Source organism: Clostridium sp. FP1 (genome assembly GCF_011065975.2).
Classification (GTDB): Bacteria; Bacillota; Clostridia; order Clostridiales; family Clostridiaceae; genus Clostridium_AD; species Clostridium_AD tagluense.
Window position 1 is genome coordinate 143,528 of the sequence record NZ_JAAMNJ020000002.1, and the last position, 18,574, is coordinate 162,101.

An 18,574-nucleotide genomic window follows, 5' to 3' on the forward strand; every position below is an offset into this window, starting at 1 on the left:
TAAATAAGGAGTGGTAATTTTGATTTTATATAAAATCTATTCTTCCAATTTGAAAAATTTAGAAATAGGAGAAGGCTTTTTTAAAGATTGGCCAAACCCTCCTAGTAAAGAAAATCATAGGAAAATATTAGAAGAGTTATATGATTTTTATATGGTTGATTTATGCTGTGATGAAAGCCTACAATCTTTTTATAAGAAATTAGGCATGATAAAATCTCAAGGAATGATATGTAGAAATTATAAATATCAATGTTCAACAAATTTATAGAATATAAATATTAAGACACATTTTTAGACATTGAGTCACAACTGTACTTTGTTATGAAATAATGGTAGAAAAACACAAATTATTTATATAATGAGGTTCAGAATGTTTTTGTAATTTTTGAAAACATCTTAAAATATCAGGGGGGCCGATATGAACAGTTATAATGTAAAAAGTGTATTATGTCAGTTAGATATACCACAAAAAATTAGTGAATATAATGTTATAGACCGTTCAAGAGAAAATGAAGACCGATTTATTTGTATAGTTAAAACAGATGATAACCAATCTTATGTAGTAAAATTTTATAAAAATAACTATGATACTATAGAAAAAGTAAATGGATGGGCAAAACTAGCTATAATATATAAACAGCAGCAAATTAACGTTCCAGAGTTCAAAAAATTTTCAGATGGCAATTATGCTATTTTAAAGGAATTTGAAGGAAAAGAATATTTAATTTGGGTAGAGGATTATTTATCAGGTAAAACATTAGATGATTTAAATCTAGGTGAGCATATAAGTGAAAAGCTATTTGGGCAATTAGGAAAGTACCTTGGCAGAATGCATACAGCAGCTAAAGATAAAAATTTCAAATTTAATTGGAATAGTGCTTGGGTATTATTTGATAAATTCTGTAAAGAAGATGAATTTGATGAAAATTATTTAAATGCATATACCTTATATACGGAATTGAAAAAAATGTCTGTTAATCATGATTTATTAGAAAAAATCTGGAAAAATTACAATGAAATAAGAGAAAGAATTAAGATAGGTTACGATATCTTGCCAAATGGTGCTATTCAAGGTGATTTATCAACAAATAATATTTTGGTGGATACTAATCATTCCTTGTGTGGGATTATTGATTTTAATATTGGTGGGAATGATGTTTTTGTCAATCACATGCTACAAGAAGGTATTTTTCTTGCCTATTGGAGTGATGATTTTTGGAACACCAAAGAAGAATTACTTGAAATGGAAGGTAAATTATCAAAATTTTTGGAAGGCTACTGTGAAAATTATAAGTTGAGTCCTGAAGAAAAGGAAAAAATGAATGATTTATATCAGATTATTAGACCATTTAGAATGGAAAAAGTGTATCCAACAATAAGGATTGCAGGTGAGGGTAGCATCCAGGAGGTTAACAAAAGACTTGATTGGATTTATTCAGAAATGCAAAAGCCATTTACAATTAAATCATCATCTGCGCTGCTGTAATTAACTACTTCAGAAGTAGACATAGACGACTTTCCCCCTTAAATCTTGCGGTAATAATTATACAAGCACCATAATGGGATACATCAAACATTCATGCAAAAACTCTACCTTTGGTGTTGGTTTACATAAAGTAATGGTATAATACTCCTTTTCTAAATAGATAATAAATTATAAATATGTAGTTTATATGAATAATAATTAATAGCTATTTAGTAATAAAGATTATATAATATAAGCTAATTAGGTTAATGAGGAGGAAGTAAACAATGAACACAAGCGATGAAGAATTTTTTGAGGCATTAAAAACAGTATATAGCATTTTACCAACCTTATTCGCATCAGATGTATCTATGTCAATTACAGATAAGGGAAAGTATGTATTTGTTAAGCAAGCAGAAACATTTAAATTAAATATTAACGAGGGTATGCAAGTAGTAGCGGGCGGGGTTTCTGAAATTGCCATAAAAACAGGACATAGGCAATCGATACATTACTCAAAAGAAACTTTTGGTTTTCCAATTACTGCCTATGGGATACCAGTAATTAATCCAAGTACCAAAAATGTAGTTGGCACAATAACCTATGCAATTTCTTTGCAAAAAGAAATTGAACTAAATGAAATGGCCAATGAATTACAGGCATTTTCAGAAGAGTTGGCGGCATCTTCTGAGGAACTAGCTGCTTCTACGCAGGAATTAGCTACAAATAGTCAAAATGTTAGCCATTTAGTAGCTGAAACTCAAAGCAGCATTACAAGTATGGATGGTATAATTTCATATATAAAAAGTATAGCAGACACTACAAATCTATTAGGTCTTAATGCTGCAATTGAAGCAGCAAGAGCTGGTGAGCATGGGATAGGATTTAATGTTGTAGCTGGTGAAATAAGAAAGCTTGCTACTAATAGTAAAAACTCTACAGGTCAGGTTAGTGAAGCACTAGCAAAGATTAAAATAAATACAAATGCCATAATGGATGTCTTAAGCAAATTTTCTGTTACAAGTGAATCACAGGCTGCACAAGCAGAACAAATTGCATCTGGCAGTCAAAGATTAAGCGAAGTATCAGGTAACCTATTGAACCTATCTGAAAATATGAATAAATAAGATTGAGTCTTAGAGATGTTGCGGTAACGTAACATCTCTAAGCGTAGACAGAAAGTTAGCGAGGCATAAAGAATAATATTCTTTATGTGCCCAAAAGGAGTGCATAAGGGAAGAATTGACTGGGTGGTAACCTAGCAGTGAATGGTTGCCGTGCCCAAAATAATGAGGTGACAAAATTATTTTAAAGTAAGTTTTAAAAGTCTATTATATTCTTTAAAGTATTTATTTTTTGTTTTTTCTGAACTAAATATTTGTTCGTAATGACTATATTCATTATAATACTTAAAAGGTTTAACCAGAAAGTCCTTTTCACTAATTACAGCAAAATCCTCGGGTTTATATTTTAATGGAAACTTCCCAAAGAAAGGGGTTGTATACATAAATATGTTTTTTTTACCCTTAGTAAAAATATTATAATATTTTTTATCTAAATCACATAAACAAAAAATATATTCCTTATTATATTTTATAAAATTGTATCCCTCAAACGTAGATAACATCGATACTTTAGCAATAGATATATCTATTGGCTCATAAATATAAATATATTTACTATTTATAGATCCTTGCAATACATTATTAACTTCGATTTCTGTAAGTACTGCACCTTTTAAAATCTCTCTATGTCCTGTTGCTTTGCCTTTTACTATATATTTATAAAGTGTGCTAGTATCTTTCGTTGCGCGTACATCCTTAAAGGAGCCACTAAATTCAATTTCTACATATGGGTAATAAATAATTTTACTTGCTAACCTAGGAATATCAGGATATTCAAATTTTGAAATGGATAACCTAACTACGATAGCCGCAATTAAAGATATTGATATAGAAATAGTTATTATAAAAAGAAATAATTTATTTGTAATTTTCATGTCTACACCTCTTTGACCTTACCAGCATCTATTTTAAAAATTTTATCGCTTAATTCTTCAATATCTGTTTTATTATGACTAGAAAGTAATATAGTTGCGCCTCTTTCTCTTTCTTTTCTTAGAATATCTCTTAAAATAAAAACGCTTTCTTCATCTAGAGAATTTGTTGGTTCGTCTAAAATGATTAAATCCGGTGATTCCATAAGAGCTTGTACTAAAGCTAACTTTTGTTTCATTCCTAATGAATATTTTTTAAAGATTTTTTTGTCTTTTGGGTCCAATCCTAATTTAAGCATCCACTGAGATATTATATCTTTATTAATAATTGATTTTATACTTGCTATATTTTTTAAACACTCTAAGCCTGTTTGATTATCCCAAAATCCTGGTGTCTCTAAAACTGCCCCGCAGGAATCAGGAAAATCTATATCTTTTGAAATAATTTTTCCGTCTATAGTAACATCTCCAGTAGTAGGCCTTATTAGCCCACATATGGCCCTAAACAGCATAGTCTTCCCTGAACCATTCCTACCTATAAATCCATATATTTTCCCATTACTCAAGTTAATATTTATATTGTCTAATACCTTATTTCCCTTTATAGTTTTAGTAAGATTTTTAATTTCTATATAACTCATATTTCCTCCTAATAAAATTCATGTTTTTCTATTATTTTTCTTCCAATTAATATTAAAGTAATTATAATTATAATATCGTAAATTACGGCCTGAGTAAAATTATACCCAGCAATAAAATTAGAGAGATACCTTATATCTCTATTAACTAATATATTTTCTTGAATAGATAAAATATATTGAGTAAAAGGTAAATATTTCACTAATGTTTGTTTTTTAAAGTAAAACAAATGAAAAATTAGTATGTTAATTAAAAATATAAAATTACAGATAATATATCCATAGATATTATTTGTTTTTAATGTCACTAAACTAGCTATTATTATAAGAATATACTGAGTTAATATGGTTAATATAAACAGTTCTATAATAACTACTAGTGATGATTTTAGATCATTTATTCTATACCCTAACGCACTAAAATACATAAATGATATACTAAATTGGATTAATTGAATTTTTATAAGACTAATAAAAATATGTATAAACTTATAAGTAATCCACTTTTTACGTTTTATTGATCTAGTAAATATATAAGTTGCATTTTTCTCTAGCTCAACCGATACCTCATCTGCAAATATAGAAATCACTATTATAATAGGAAATGCCGAAGTGAGTATATTTATTATGGTGATTTTTTCTCCTAAAAATGTATGCGAATAATAGTATATAAAAATATCTTTAATATCAAGAGTAATTCCATGTAAGTCTCCAGATAATATTGTTGCTATGAGCATCATTGTGAATATATTTAATAAAATTAGATTTAGTTTGTTATATCTACTTTTCATATAATTCTATGCCTTTACTTTTTTTGTTTATGAAATACAATAAAAATATAAAATGTATACTTAGCATATTTCTAATCATATTCATTATTTCAATTTGATTAGCTTTTATAGGTAATATAAAATATAAGCATATCTTGTAACTACTCATAGTAGCTATCATATAAATAATAAAAGTTGGAATAAGAGATTTTTTTACGCTGTATGTTTTAAAAAATATAACTAAATAAATAAACCCTAAAATTAAGAATGACAGAAACTGTATTAAGATTGTAAATAAAATGTATTTTAAATCTTTAAAAATTAAAATGTTTTTATAATTCAATTTTACTCCTATGAGCAGAATTATGTTAAAACCTATTACGAATATTAATGTTAAAAATATAATGTTTATTATTACAACTTTCATTAATTCTGAAATATTCAAATATCGTATAATTGTATAATTACTCCTAAAGTAATTCATATAAATGCTTATAAATAGTAAATATTCTATAATTACTATGCCGTAACTAAATAAGCAATCAGAATTAATATAAATAGACAAATTGTTATCGCCTAGATTTTCTTTTATTTTAAATAAAACTAATATTACTACTATCAGTAGAATCCATAGTAGAATAGCTTGTTTACTTAAAATCGTCTTCTTTAAGTAAATGTATTTATTCATAACTATATTCTAGTCTCCTTCCATATACCAATTGTTCCGCTTATGATACATATCACTATCCACCCAATTAATGCAATAATAAAATCGCTAAGCTTGCCTGGAGAAGATTGTATATAATTATATATTTGAAACCTATTTGGTAAAACAAATGACGTTAAGTGAACTCCTAGAAACATATAAATAAGCAAGTTGATTTTTTTCATTTGAAACAGTAGAGATAGATTAAACCCTATAACAGCTACTAATGCTCCAAAAAATGATGTTATTAAAATTAATAGATAATTATATAAATAAGGATGATTATTGTAGATACTTTGTAAAAAAAATTCACTTATATTAGCTTTCAATTGATATACAGTAATGCCATATCCATGATTTATTCCTATATTGGGTATAGCTAAAAACGTTAATAGTTCATTTATACTTAGTGGCAATAATATAGTAAAAAAAACTATAATAAAAATCGAAAATATTTTAGATGTAAAATATTTTCGTTTATTAGTTCTTGTTAAATAATATACACATATGTTATTATCTCTTTCATATATAAATGAATCAGAATAAATACCACATGCAATTAAAGGAATAGCTAATAATATAAAATGAAATACTGAACGTACCTTAGTTCCTAACATTATTCCCATTTTATTTGTAAAATCTAATTGTAATGAGTTGCTCATAAAGGAATCTGTACAAACAGCTAAAAATGAAAATAGACAAATACCTAACAAAGATAAGAAACATATTTTAAATTTTTCGTTTTTTATGCAATTTTTTAAATCTAGTTTAATTAAAGTTATCATATCATTTCCCTCTTTTTCAAACTACTCACCTACTTAAGCAGGCGGATTAAAGGTATAACTACCAAAGACTGAAAGTATTACCTATTCAAATATTAATATTTCTAAAGAATTGTTTGCTTAAATAAAACTGAAATTATTGAAAGTATTTTCTTTCAATATCATTTAATATGTTATTATACGTATCCACGTAGGATTTTTTATTTAAAAAAACTGGTAAATCAGCTATATCATTAAAATGAATTTCATCTTTATCAGGGTCATGTTCTACTAATTTGGCTTGGTGATTTATTTCGTATTTGCCAAATCTAGGAGTTGTAAATATATATCCATTACGCAATTCTGGTTTCTCTACTTTATCAGAGTTTTCAATTTTATTGAGAAAAACAATATATTTTTCATCTTTTTTCATATTAATGTAGCCTTCATTACAAAAATAATTCCAACTATGATAAAAATAACTATTTTCATATAAATAAATTGTATTTTCAGTTAGTTTTCCCTTAAAAGTATTTATTACTTTACACTTTCTTAAAAGAGAGTAAGCAGCAAGTGTTCCATCGTCTACTGGCTCAACTTCTAATATTAAATCAGAGGCAGTTTCAATGTCTGTAAGATCATTGATATCAAGTGTAAAATATGGATATGAACTTCTAAAGGATTCATCGTCGTGCCACGAGTATGCAACAGACGGATTTATTTTCTTCTCCTCTTTAAGTGTAGGACTTGGCAAAAAAGAATTTTTAACTTTAAAAGCTGTAAAGAATGAAGATCCAATTACAATAGTTATACAGATAATCCATAGGAATTTTTTATTCATATTAATACTCCTTATTGGTAATTAACTTCTTCTAATATACCATTAGACAAAATTAATTTTTTATCACAAATTTGCTCAATGTCATCCATAACATGACTTACTATTAAAATAGTAGTTCCACGTGCTTTTTCTTCAAGCATTATTTTTTGAAAAATTTCTACACCATCAACGTCTAAACTGTTTGTAGGTTCATCCAAGAGTAGAATTTTTGGTTTTTCAACTATAGCTTGGGCTATTGCTAAGCGTTGCTTCATGCCTAAGGAGTACTTTCTTATTCTTGCATTTTTTACATCTCTTAACCCAACTTTATTTAAAGCCTCAATGCATTCTTCTTTTTTAACATTTCCCTTTATAGATGTCAGAAATTCAAGGGTCTCTAAACCTGTTTTATCCTTCCAAAATATAGGCGTTTCAATTATTACGCCAAGAGAAGGTAATATAGAAAAATCTTTATTTAAAATTTTACCCTCATATTCAATTGTTCCACTTGTCACTTTTGTAAGACCACAAATGGATTTAAGAAATACGGTTTTCCCAGAACCATTTTTACCTTGAATACAATATATTGTACCTGCTTTAAAAGTATAATTTATGTTTTTAAGTACATCATTATGTTTAAAGCTTTTGCATAGATTATTTATTTTAAGCATTAACTCTCCTCCTTTTTTCTTAAAAGAATGTTATAAAGGATATATACTATAACTATTAAGGCTATATTAATTACAATACTTTTGGATGAAATAAGCATATGATTTTTAGAAGGTTTATTATGGAAAAACAATATACTACTCATTAAGGGATTAGTAATTAAAAAATTATTCAGCTGAAAGTACTCGAAAAACACGCCTATCACAAGTAAACTTATTTCTATTAAATAAGTAAAAGCTATGGAAATAGAAAAGGAGTGATGAATTCTAAAAATAAGAGTGATTAAAACTAAAAAGAGTACAGTTGAATAATTTATTGTAAATGAGAAAAGTATTACGCCTATATTTCCAATAGAATATTTACCCAACAAGTAAAGAAATAGCATAGTAAATATGTAAGTAGATAGAATTAAACAAAATGTTTCAAATATAGCTTTAATACAGAGCTTACTTTTAAAAACCTTTTGTCCACCTAATCTAGTTACTAAAAATATATAATTTTCATAAAAGCTATTGCAGCTAATAGTTATAATTAAAGTCCAAAGAGCGATGGGAATAGCATATATGGAAATACTATAAACATCTATAAGATACCTATAATCAAAGCTATTATAAATAAATATTACAGCAGTACTTATATCACTAGCAGTATCAAGTATATTGTATTTTAATGCTATAAACATAATTGCTAGTAACATATAAAAAATCAGTCTTTTTACCTTAGCTATATTCATAGCTGCCTCCCTTTAACTTATTGTTAATCAGGTAAACGCTATATGAAATTATATTTAATACAAAGAAATAAATAATAGATAAAAAGATATTAGTATTTTTTATTTGTCTCAAATCATAGAGTGTTATTAAGAATCTAAATATTGGAATGTTCGTCATGGACAGTAAAAGAAGAATAACAGCTGTGATAATACTACGTCTATAGCTAAGCTGCAAAATAATAAGCACAACACCCAGTAGAGATAAAAATAAAAAATATTGTAAAAATAAAGCACCAATTAAATTTGTATTAGCAGGTATATTTGAAATAAATACATTATCTATAGACAATATTAAAGCACCAATGATTGAATATTCCCCAATTATTAAAAGTAGCTTTTTTTGCCAGCTAAAAAAAGCTGAAAATCGTGTAATTGAATAATATGAATAGTAATTTCTTAAGTTATCATAAAGAAGCCATAAATAGATTGGAGTAAAAAATACGAATAAACGGTAGCTATCATAAAAACTTTTTGTTAAATACAATATTATAAAAAGCGAAGAAATCATAAAGAGTTCTTTTTTTAATGTCATTTAATTCACCTCTATTTCGTTATTTACTCCTATTAGATACATTACAAATATAATTGCTATTAAAATTATAGTGATTTTAATAAAACCACCAATTCCCGCATTGACAGACAATATGTTAATATAACTAGAAAATTTGTATTTTTCTAAGTGAAGCTTGTCTAAAATAATACCTAAGCCAATATAAAGTCCATAAGATACAAAACAACAAAGGTATTTATTAGCTTTTATTATCATTGATAAACAATAAGTTATGCAGGCAAAAAGAGCAAAAATTATTGAAGGAGTAAGAATGTAAAACATATTATAAGCCAAAGGATGAAGAATCCTTAAATATTCAATATAATTACCTTTAGGTAAATTGATTACAAATGAAGGCGTAAAGGTTCCGTTATCTAAACCTTCTAAAGGATATGTAAACAAACATAATGCAAGATTAATTAATAAAGGAATTAGCATAATGATAAATGATAATATAAAAACTGCTAAAAGGTTATTTCTATGATATTTCTTCTTATTTTCTCTTGTTAATATAAGAGAAACACAATTACTTTCTAAATCATCAAAATATATATCACCAAATGCAAAAGAAATAATCAATGGACCCACTATAGCAATGATAAGCATTATAAACCTAATACCAAGTGCGGTAAACAGAGTATTTTCATAAGCAGAACGCAAAAAAATAGCTGGATGTCCAAAATCAAAGCTAGCTTGTATATAAAAAGCAAATATTGAAATGAAGAAAATAAACAGAAAGACCGAAATAGTTTTGGTTCTATTAAGACCTCTTTTGATTGTAGCAAATAAACTCATAAACTCACTTCCTTAATATATCTAGCGTTAAGAGACATTAAGCCCTTACACCATCTCATTTTTACTTTTAATACACATACTTCTTTCTAAATATATTTTCTTGACCAAGATGCTAGTATATTAACAGGGGGTCGTGTAGTAATGGAACAGAAAACCGGTATAAGCATAGAAAATAATGATATTCATAAATTTAAACTCAAATTAAGTACTATATATTCGTCCTAAGTGATTTCAATATACCTCACAGTATCACTAATACCACAAAATTTGAAATTTTGTGAATCATTTCGATCATCACATCTTTTATCCACTTAACATCTTTTATCCACTGTCAAGCATTTTTGAAAATGTCCTCAAATATTTAAAACATTAGCACCAGTTTTTCTGGTGCTTTTATTAATTTGGGTTACTTAATGAATGTTGCACAAAGTGGCTATAAGATTATTTAATTACTTTGAAATTTTCCTAAAATCTTTTCTAAATATCTTTTAGCCGTAGGCTTATAATTGGGGGTCCATTAAAGCTTAAAGGTCATTTTTGAAAATGTGTATGAATCCTTCTATTTATATTAGCGTAGCTAATGGATGAGAATCCATTTCTTTTTATTAATTTGATTTTATTATTTATGACTTCCATTGGTCAGTTTCTTAATCTATTATCAAAGTATATTTTGGGTTCACTTAATAAACCTTTGAAGATTGTCTTTTTCAAAGATCTAAAATGAACAGATTTTTAGTGTTTCTATGCTACATTATTGTTCCGGTGAGCCTGTTTCTTTAGATACCGCTCAAACGAATCTTGTTTCCAAGGGTGATTCATTGGTGGTATGTAGCGTTTGCTAGGTTGGGTATTGGGAACTGCTAAATCAAAGTTTTTGGAGGAGAGTTCATGTCCAGGTAATAAATCTAGCGCATAAACTTTCTCATCTACACACAAGAAAATCTCGCCATTAAATGATTGAATTACCGTTCCAACTGTTCCTTTGCGATAATGTACAGGATATCCATTGCAATCAACAGGCAAATAATAATTCTTTTTAAATTTGATACAACTTCCGTTATCCACCTTCCTACTGGTCAATACGGCAAGAGTTAAGTTGATTTTTTCAATATCTGGTTGCATTTCAAAGACAGATTTGATATTATCAACAGGTAATGCAAACTGAGCATTGAATTCTTTTATGTAGGAGTTTAAGAATTCGTTTGCTTGCTCAATTGTGTTTATACCACTTATCCGCATTTCCAAGGGGAGGCGTGATTGTAACGTCTGAAACATTCTTTCTACGCGTCCCTTGGCTTGTGGAACACTACTGGTTTTAATTTCAATACCTAATTGTTTGCATGCATAGCTAAATTGTGTAAATGTGTCCTCTTCAACTGAAGGGGAATTTTTTTGTTTATATTCAAAGACCGTACGCCTATCAGTGAATAACATGTAGGGAATACCATAGTTAGTAAGTACTTGGTGTAGTACATGATAGTACCCATTTAAAGTTTCTTGCGGATCGAAATAAGCACCCACAATAGCACCAGTAGCATCATCTACTGCGATATGCAACTGACTTTTATCGTTACCGAACCAAAGATGTACCGAAGCATCCATTTGAAGCATTTCGCCTGCATAAGCACATCTTGGACGTCTAGGATGTGCATCCTCGGCAGCAATTATGGAACTTTGAATTTTAGCAATTTCTTTTATAGAATTAGTTGCTTTTTGCAGTTCTTTTAATTCAGCCTTAATCCTTTTTCTTGTAGCACGCTTCGCCTTAGGGGACAGGATGAAATCTTGCATAAGGATAGAACGAATGGTGCTAGTAGAAACCGTTATATTCTCGTGCTTTTTTAGCAATTCGCAAAAATGGGTAATATTAGCTTCAGGGTATTTGGTGCAATATAAATCTAGGATTAACTGCTTGGTATTAGCATCAAGAGCATGTGCGGGCTTTCGCCCTCGATTACCATGAATAAAGAATTCCTTTCCACTTTCTTTATACCCCTTAATCATTCTGTTAATATGCCTAACCGAACAATTGAGAGCAATAGCTGCTCGCTTTTTATTGGCATCTGTTTCTATTAATTTTTTTATAGTAGAGTACTTATCCATTTCTTCCATAGTTAAATTCACCTTTCTTATTATCAGCACCTCATTTCTAGTCATGAGGTTTATTATACAATGTTTTCATATTTGGGACATAATCAAATGTGGTATAGTAAGACATTATCATAAACGGATCATATTTATCCACTTAACATCTTTTATCCACTTAACATTGTTAGTAAAATATGATAAAATTTTATATTATATGAGATATAACCATAATACTTGTATTTTATTGTCATAGGATTTTTAAAACAGTTATACATCAAGTGTTTTAAAGAATTTAGTAGACTATTTATTACGTTAGATTGCCAAAATATAATTTAGGAGTAGATAATGCCTGTTGAATTTTTAACAAAAGAACAAATAAATAGATATGGAAATTTTATTGATGACCCTACAAATGAGCAATTAGCAGTGTATTTTTTACTTGATGATACCGACAAAAAAGCTGTGCATAGTCATAGGGGCAATTATAATAGAATTGGTTTTGCAATACAGCTTGGGACAGTAAGGTTCCTTGGTACTTTTTTGCCAAATCCACTAAAAATACCTTCTAATATTATTCACTATATTTCTCAACAGCTAGAATTAAGTGAGAATAATCTGGAGAAATATAGTTATAGTGAAAGCAGATGGGATCATACACGAGAAATACGTCAAGCATACGGTTACCATGATTTTACAGAACAACCTTTCCACTTGAGTTTAGTCCGTTGGCTATATAATCACTTTTGGTTAGCACCCGAACGCCCAAGTGTTGTTTTTGACCTTACTGTGGCCAGGCTAATAGAACAAAAAATATTATTGCCTGGTGCTACAGTTTTAGAAAGGCTTATATCTCAAATTCGTGAACGTGCAACCTCAAGGTTATGGCATAAACTAGCTTCTCTTCCGGATGCGAATCAACGAGAAATGCTTGAAAATTTGCTTATAGTAGATGCTAAAAATAAAACCGGTTTAGAAATGCTTAGACAGGCTGTAACACATGAGTCTCCTATTGGATTTTTAAAAGCAATTGAACGATTTAAAACAATTTATTCAATAGGATCTTATCAATGGAACATATCCAGAATACCTATAGGAAGGATATCAGTCTTATCCAGGTATGCTTCAATTGCTAGAGCTCAAACCATTGAAAGGATGCCAGATGAACGTCGCATAGCAACATTAGTTGCGTTCGCTATAACATATACTACCAGTTCCCAAGATGATATCATCGAATATATGGAACGATATTTTTCAACTTTATTCAATGGTGCAAACAGAAAAGGAGAAAAAGAAAGACTACGCTCTTTGAAAGATCTGGACAGCTCAGCACGGGAACTCAGTAGAGCTTGTTTGCTGTTGTTGGATGAAAAGGTACCTGATGAAACAATACGAAAAACCATATTTTCAAGCATACCCAAAGAACAGTTAAAATTGGCCATTGGAATGATAGATACGCTTACGAGACCCCTAGATCAGACTGTTGAATACAAAGAACTCTTTAGGTATTATACTTCCATTCGTAGATTTCTTCCATCACTTTTAGCCACTATTAAATTTAGGGCATCAGCAGCAGGACAACCTGCTCTTGCTGCATGGGATTTTCTTTTGAAAGTTGAGTCAAAGACTGGAAAAAATAAATTTGCGGATGCACCTACTGAGGGAATTTCAGCAAGTTGGAAAAGAGTTGTTTTTAAAGGGGAGATGATAAGTTCTTGTCCTTATACTTTCTGGGCAATAGAAAAAATGCTTGAAGGTATTAAAAATTATGATATCTATCTAGAAAAAAGTGATAGATACAATGATCCAAGAAGCAAACTTTTACAGGGATCAGCTTGGGAAAGTGTTAAAAGTAAGGTATTAAGCACATTAGGTTGGCCTTCGAATGCGGAAGAATCATTGAATCCATTAAAGAAAAACTTGGATATTGCATTCAAGAATACAATTAAAAATTGGGATGATAATCCAGACGTTCGAGTTGATATGGTTAAGGGTAAGGAAAAGATTGTTCTCTCTCACATTAACCGACTTGAAGAGCCAAAGTCTTTAGTATTGTTGAGAAAGCAGGTTGAATCTCTGATTCCTCATACAGATTTACCAGGATTATTAATGGAGATAACTGCATTAACCAGATTTACAGACCAGTTTACCCATATAAGCCAAGGTAATTCTAGAATCAAAGATTTGTCTGTTAGCATATGTGCTATTTTCATAGCCAAGGCATGTAATATCGGACTTAAACCAGTGGTTCAGCCAGACATACCTGCACTGGAATATGACAGATTAACATGGGTTGAACAAAATTATTTTCGCAGCGAGACAATTACACAAGCAAATGCTGTCCTTGCTGATCATATATCTAAGATGACTTTAGCTAAATCATGGGGTGGAGGGGATGTTGCGTCTGCAGATGGAATTAGATTTGTTGTACCACCAAAAACTATTTATGCAGGTCCCAACCCACGATATTTCGGTATTGGACGTGGCATAACAAGTTATGATCTTATCAGTGACCAATTTGTTGGACTAAATAAACTTGTTATTACAGGAACTATCCGTGATTCCTTATATTTACTTGAATTGGTTTTAGGTCAACAGACAACGTCTAAACCTCGTGAAATAATGACAGATACCGCCGGATACAGTGATATTATATTTGGATTATTTGCATTATTGGGTTATCGCTTTAGCCCACGTCTTGCTGATATAGGAGGTACAAGGCTCTGGCGATTTGATCCAAATGCAGACTATGGTGTCTTGAATAGTCTATCTAAAAACAAATTACGTGAAGACCTTATAATTAAGTCCTGGGATGATATGCTTAGGGTTGCTGGTTCACTTAAACTTGGAACCATAAATCCTACAAGTCTTGTAAAAATGTTACAAAGAGGCGGGAAGCCAACTATGCTTGGTCGTGCAATGGGCGAATTCGGACGAATTTTTAAGACCACTTACGAACTGTCATTTTTGGATGACAAGAATTATCGCAGGCGTATTTTGACACAGCTAAATCGTGGAGAAGCGGAAAATGGTCTTAAAAGAATTGTTGTATACGGGAAAAAAGGAGAGATTCATCAACCACACCGTGAAGGTCAGGAAGATCAATTAAATACATTAGGGTTAGTTACAAACGCTATTATACTCTGGAATACAGTCTATATGGAAAAAGCATTAGATGCTATTCGAAATGCAGGATATATCGTGAATCCAGATGACGTAAAACGACTTTCTCCTCTTGGCTATGATCATATAAATATTGTAGGGCATTATTCATTTGACTCAGCAAAAGAAATATTATCTGGAAAGCTGAGACCATTGCAACCAATGGATAAAAAATTATTTGGTAAGAAACGGTAATTCTATTGCCATTTCTGTCCCATTACTACACAAACCACTATATCAACGTTTTATATAGTATCACAAGTTTATAAAATGTTCTATAAATACCATATGAGACAATAAGTTAGATAAATCTAAACCTATAAGGAGCTTATCGGTAGTGGTATAATATTCCTTGATATTAAGACGCATCTGTAATTTATGACGAACTAATTTTTTAGGGGGAATTAACTTGAAAGAAAAAGATTTTATACGGTGGACTAAATATCGTGAAAAAGGGAAATTTAAGTACACCTTATTTTGGTGCATATATTTTATTATATTGATTAATGTTGTAGTATCAGTTAGTGCTATCTTTAGGCATAAATTTATATTTGATATTGAAAATATTTTAATATCAACAATAATATCTGGGGCAAATGGTATTTTTTTTGGTGCAATGTCGTGGAAAAATTATGAAATGAAATACACCAGTTATATCAATAGTAAGAATATAGTTTAATTCGTAATCTTCTTTTATTGCGCAACATCAAGAGCAGAAATTTCTGCTCTTTTTATTTTTAATATTAAATAGTGGCTATAACTCTAATGTATAAGAAAATGTATAGAATCTCAATGTCATAACTTAACAGTATTGACACTGATAAAACACTTACGTATAATCAAGGATTGGGCGGTGTCAAAACTTACAGTCAAAACAATATGCTAAAAAGGGGTTATGAATTGTGATAATAGGTTATGCACGGGTAAGTACAAAAGGACAATTAAAAGAAGGTCATTCCATAGAGGTTCAGACGAGGGCTATACTATATAGATATGATGGTGCCGAAATTAGAGTAGAGCAGTATACAGGAACTTCAATGGATAGACCTATATTCAATAAATTGATAGGGGATTTAAAACAGGGGGATACCTTAGTAGTTACGAAACTAGACAGATTGGCTAGAAATACTGTAGAAGGCATTAGCATAGTTCAAGAGCTATTTGATAAAGGAATATCTGTCCATGTAATTAATATTGGACTGCTAGAGAATACAAGTATGGGTAAATTTTTTTTAACTACACTATTAGCAGTTGCCGAGATGGAGCGTAACACAATTATTGAACGTACCCAAACAGGTAAAGCAATTGCAAAAACTAAAGAAGGTTTTAAAGAGGGTAGACCTAAGATATATACATCAAAACAAATAAATAATGCGATTGAGATGCTGAAAAATAATTCATATACAGAAGTTACAGAGATAACTGGAATAAGTAAGTCAACACTAATTCGAGAAGTTAGGAAAAGAAAAGTTAAATAAGTACATTGTGTAATATTGGAGATTTTAAATTCGAAAAATATGGATATCATTATTTTCTGTTCTTATACCGGTTTTCTGTTCCATTACTACACAACCCCCTAACATAGCACTTTCAAGGTGTCAATTAAAGTAAAAAAATCATATAATATCATTCATATACTTTTATTGGTTATATTGATTAAGGGATCTCTCCAACATTTTTCTGGCTTACATAAGCAGTAGCTAAAATTATTACCTATCATAGTTGTAGTTCTTTATATAATAAAAGTCCTTCATCCGACTATGTAAGGCATAGCTTTTTAGTGTTGCATGAATAATCCGTGTAAAAGGTTATATAAAAAATTAAAAAAATGGCCACTCTCTTAAGGAGAATGGCCACTAACTATCGCATACTTCATTCGTACACTATATAATATAATATGCATAACACATTAGAAAAATTCCATAAAAAGCTATATATTTATTCTAATGATTAATAGCATCATTTCCAACTACAAATTTTCCGAATCTCTTAAATGGATATGTAACAAACTGTGCCTTTCCTTTTATATCACTACTATCTATATAGGGATTTTCCCATTTTCTAGCATCCAAGGACCTAGCTCTATTATCTCCGAAAAACAAATATTTATTTTCGGGAACCTTAAATTGTTTACCTAAATCCTCCTTGTATACTACATATGGTTCTTCAGATTTCTTTCCATTAATAAAAACTTCTCCATTACCTTTTACATCAACTACATCTCCTGGTAGGCCTATCAGTCTTTTTATTAATTTCTCTTTTAATTCATATGAATAAAAGACTACTATGTCGCTTCTTTTTAATTTAGTTTTATCATAAACTTTTGTAACTACAATTCTATCTCCTATCTTAATTGTAGGATACATAGACTCTGATGGAACTCTGACTTGGTAAAATAGAAATCCTCTTATTAAAGCTGCCAAAATTATTGCTGCAAGTATTGGTGGTACCCACCCTTTTATAAAATTTTTTAATAGTTTCACTTAACTCTCCTCCTCGTAAAAATTACCATGCAATAATGGGGGTGAAAATGGTCATATATATACATATTAAAAGCCATAATTGAATTATAAATTTCAAAATTTTTTCTAAAATCAAAGAAACACAAGGTAAATAACAACAACCCAGTTGATTTGAGTCATAAAGAACCTTTTGATATATTCTTTCTTTAGTTCCCTCTGGCGGTTCAATTTCTACATCTATGAATTTAAACATTTCTTTTAAGATTTCATCCTCTTTTATCATATAATTCATCTCCTGATATCTTGATAAATTCTTTTTTGAAACTGTTCTTTGATCTTTGTAATATACCATCAATAGCCTTTGGCGTTTTACATAAACATTTTGCAATGCCCTTTACACTATAATCATCTATATATTTGAGAATAAGGACATACTTATAAATAGGCTTTAAATTATTTAAAGTTTCTAAGATTACCTTTCTAGTTTCTAAATTGATAAGCATAAGTTCAATATCTTGATTATCCTCTAAATAATCCAGTTCTTCTATGCAGGCAAAACCCTCCTTACGAATATTATCTCTATAATAATTTAATATTTTATTTTTTGCTATTCCACAGAGCCAAGTTTTACAGGAACTTGCAGCTTTATAGCTTATAAGTCCTTTCATTGCACTGATAAAAGTCTCCTGAACTATATCTTCGGTGGCTTCTTTGTTTGCTCCTAATCTTAAAAATACAAAAGAATAAACATAGTTAAAATTTGTATCATATATTTCCTTGAAATTTTCTTTGTTCATATTAAAAATATTTTTTATCATCTATCTCCACCTAACCATTTGTAGTCCTAATTTATAATATCTAGAATCATTCTTAATTTACCATATTTTCAAGGCCTTTCATATATTTAGTAACAAATAAGGAAG

The 18,574-nt window shown here is 29.5% G+C and carries 20 protein-coding genes; 6 read left to right on the plus strand and 14 right to left on the minus strand.

Translation table 11 applies throughout. The annotated features are described in order from the left end of the window. Positions 1–19: 19 nt before the first annotated feature. From G9F70_RS25385 to G9F70_RS25395, 3 genes are all read left to right on the plus strand, one after another. On the plus strand, positions 20–268 hold the full coding sequence (locus tag G9F70_RS25385; protein ID WP_164947874.1) for a hypothetical protein: 249 nt from the start codon (positions 20–22) through the stop codon (positions 266–268). Between the two features lie 150 nt (positions 269–418). Next, positions 419–1,486 carry a phosphotransferase enzyme family protein gene (locus tag G9F70_RS25390; protein ID WP_164947873.1) on the plus strand — a complete coding sequence of 356 codons (1,068 nt, stop codon included), beginning with the start codon at positions 419–421 and terminating at the stop codon, positions 1,484–1,486. Positions 1,487–1,752: 266 nt separating this feature from the next. Then, positions 1,753–2,592, plus strand: coding sequence for a methyl-accepting chemotaxis protein (locus G9F70_RS25395; RefSeq protein WP_164947872.1), 840 nt, complete (start codon positions 1,753–1,755; stop codon positions 2,590–2,592). A 176-nt stretch (positions 2,593–2,768) separates the two neighbouring features. Here G9F70_RS25395 and G9F70_RS25400 read toward each other — a convergent pair whose 3' ends face one another. The 11 genes from G9F70_RS25400 to G9F70_RS25450 form a co-directional block, all read right to left on the minus strand. Further along, the gene (locus G9F70_RS25400; protein ID WP_164947871.1) at positions 2,769–3,464 is read right to left on the minus strand and encodes a hypothetical protein; all 696 of its coding nucleotides are present in this window, start codon (positions 3,462–3,464) and stop codon (positions 2,769–2,771) included. 2 nt (positions 3,465–3,466) lie between these two features. After that, positions 3,467–4,102, minus strand: coding sequence for an ABC transporter ATP-binding protein (locus tag G9F70_RS25405; protein WP_164947870.1), 636 nt, complete (start codon positions 4,100–4,102; stop codon positions 3,467–3,469). A gap of 8 nt (positions 4,103–4,110) precedes the next feature. Next, positions 4,111–4,890, minus strand: coding sequence for a DUF2705 family protein (locus G9F70_RS25410; RefSeq protein WP_164947869.1), 780 nt, complete (start codon positions 4,888–4,890; stop codon positions 4,111–4,113). After that, on the minus strand, positions 4,880–5,557 hold the full coding sequence (locus G9F70_RS25415; protein WP_164947868.1) for a hypothetical protein: 678 nt from the start codon (positions 5,555–5,557) through the stop codon (positions 4,880–4,882). The genes G9F70_RS25410 and G9F70_RS25415 overlap by 11 nt, the downstream gene beginning before the upstream one ends. A 2-nt stretch (positions 5,558–5,559) precedes the next feature. Beyond that, on the minus strand, positions 5,560–6,360 hold the full coding sequence (locus G9F70_RS25420; protein WP_164947867.1) for a hypothetical protein: 801 nt from the start codon (positions 6,358–6,360) through the stop codon (positions 5,560–5,562). 133 nt (positions 6,361–6,493) lie between these two features. Next, the gene (locus tag G9F70_RS25425; protein ID WP_164947866.1) at positions 6,494–7,177 is read right to left on the minus strand and encodes a hypothetical protein; all 684 of its coding nucleotides are present in this window, start codon (positions 7,175–7,177) and stop codon (positions 6,494–6,496) included. Between the two features lie 11 nt (positions 7,178–7,188). Beyond that, positions 7,189–7,827: an ABC transporter ATP-binding protein gene (locus G9F70_RS25430; RefSeq protein ID WP_164947865.1), complete on the minus strand. Its 639-nt coding sequence runs from the start codon at positions 7,825–7,827 to the stop codon at positions 7,189–7,191. Further along, positions 7,827–8,558 (minus strand): hypothetical protein, encoded by a 732-nt coding sequence (locus G9F70_RS25435; protein ID WP_164947864.1) that lies wholly within the window; start codon positions 8,556–8,558, stop codon positions 7,827–7,829. The genes G9F70_RS25430 and G9F70_RS25435 overlap by 1 nt, the downstream gene beginning before the upstream one ends. Then, positions 8,545–9,129, minus strand: a complete 585-nt coding sequence (locus G9F70_RS25440) for a hypothetical protein (protein WP_164947863.1) — start codon at positions 9,127–9,129, stop codon at positions 8,545–8,547. Before G9F70_RS25440 ends, G9F70_RS25435 begins: the two co-directional genes overlap by 14 nt. Then, a complete protein-coding gene (locus G9F70_RS25445; RefSeq protein WP_164947862.1) occupies positions 9,130–9,942 on the minus strand; it encodes a hypothetical protein in 813 nt (270 codons plus the stop codon). It lies immediately after the preceding gene. Between the two features lie 741 nt (positions 9,943–10,683). Further along, a complete protein-coding gene (locus tag G9F70_RS25450) occupies positions 10,684–12,054 on the minus strand; it encodes an ISNCY family transposase (protein WP_164948111.1) in 1,371 nt (456 codons plus the stop codon). Positions 12,055–12,375: 321 nt separating this feature from the next. Between G9F70_RS25450 and G9F70_RS25455 the strand changes: the two genes are divergently transcribed. The 3 genes from G9F70_RS25455 to G9F70_RS25465 all read left to right on the plus strand — a co-directional run bounded on the left by G9F70_RS25455 (position 12,376) and on the right by G9F70_RS25465 (position 16,667). Continuing rightward, on the plus strand, positions 12,376–15,384 hold the full coding sequence (locus tag G9F70_RS25455; RefSeq protein WP_164948053.1) for a Tn3 family transposase: 3,009 nt from the start codon (positions 12,376–12,378) through the stop codon (positions 15,382–15,384). A 214-nt stretch (positions 15,385–15,598) separates the two neighbouring features. Further along, positions 15,599–15,868 carry a hypothetical protein gene (locus G9F70_RS25460; RefSeq protein WP_164948052.1) on the plus strand — a complete coding sequence of 90 codons (270 nt, stop codon included), beginning with the start codon at positions 15,599–15,601 and terminating at the stop codon, positions 15,866–15,868. Between the two features lie 223 nt (positions 15,869–16,091). Beyond that, positions 16,092–16,667 carry a recombinase family protein gene (locus tag G9F70_RS25465; protein ID WP_164948051.1) on the plus strand — a complete coding sequence of 192 codons (576 nt, stop codon included), beginning with the start codon at positions 16,092–16,094 and terminating at the stop codon, positions 16,665–16,667. Positions 16,668–17,132: 465 nt separating this feature from the next. Here G9F70_RS25465 and lepB read toward each other — a convergent pair whose 3' ends face one another. The 3 genes from lepB to G9F70_RS25480 are packed head-to-tail and all read right to left on the minus strand — an operon-like array spanning position 17,133 to position 18,469. Then, the gene (gene lepB, locus G9F70_RS25470; RefSeq protein WP_164951710.1) at positions 17,133–17,672 is read right to left on the minus strand and encodes a signal peptidase I; all 540 of its coding nucleotides are present in this window, start codon (positions 17,670–17,672) and stop codon (positions 17,133–17,135) included. Positions 17,673–17,694: 22 nt separating this feature from the next. Continuing rightward, complete coding sequence (locus G9F70_RS25475; protein WP_164947689.1) at positions 17,695–17,934, minus strand: hypothetical protein; 240 nt, start codon at positions 17,932–17,934, stop codon at positions 17,695–17,697. Continuing rightward, on the minus strand, positions 17,918–18,469 hold the full coding sequence (locus G9F70_RS25480; protein WP_164947690.1) for an RNA polymerase sigma factor: 552 nt from the start codon (positions 18,467–18,469) through the stop codon (positions 17,918–17,920). The genes G9F70_RS25475 and G9F70_RS25480 overlap by 17 nt, the downstream gene beginning before the upstream one ends. Positions 18,470–18,574 lie beyond the last annotated feature (105 nt).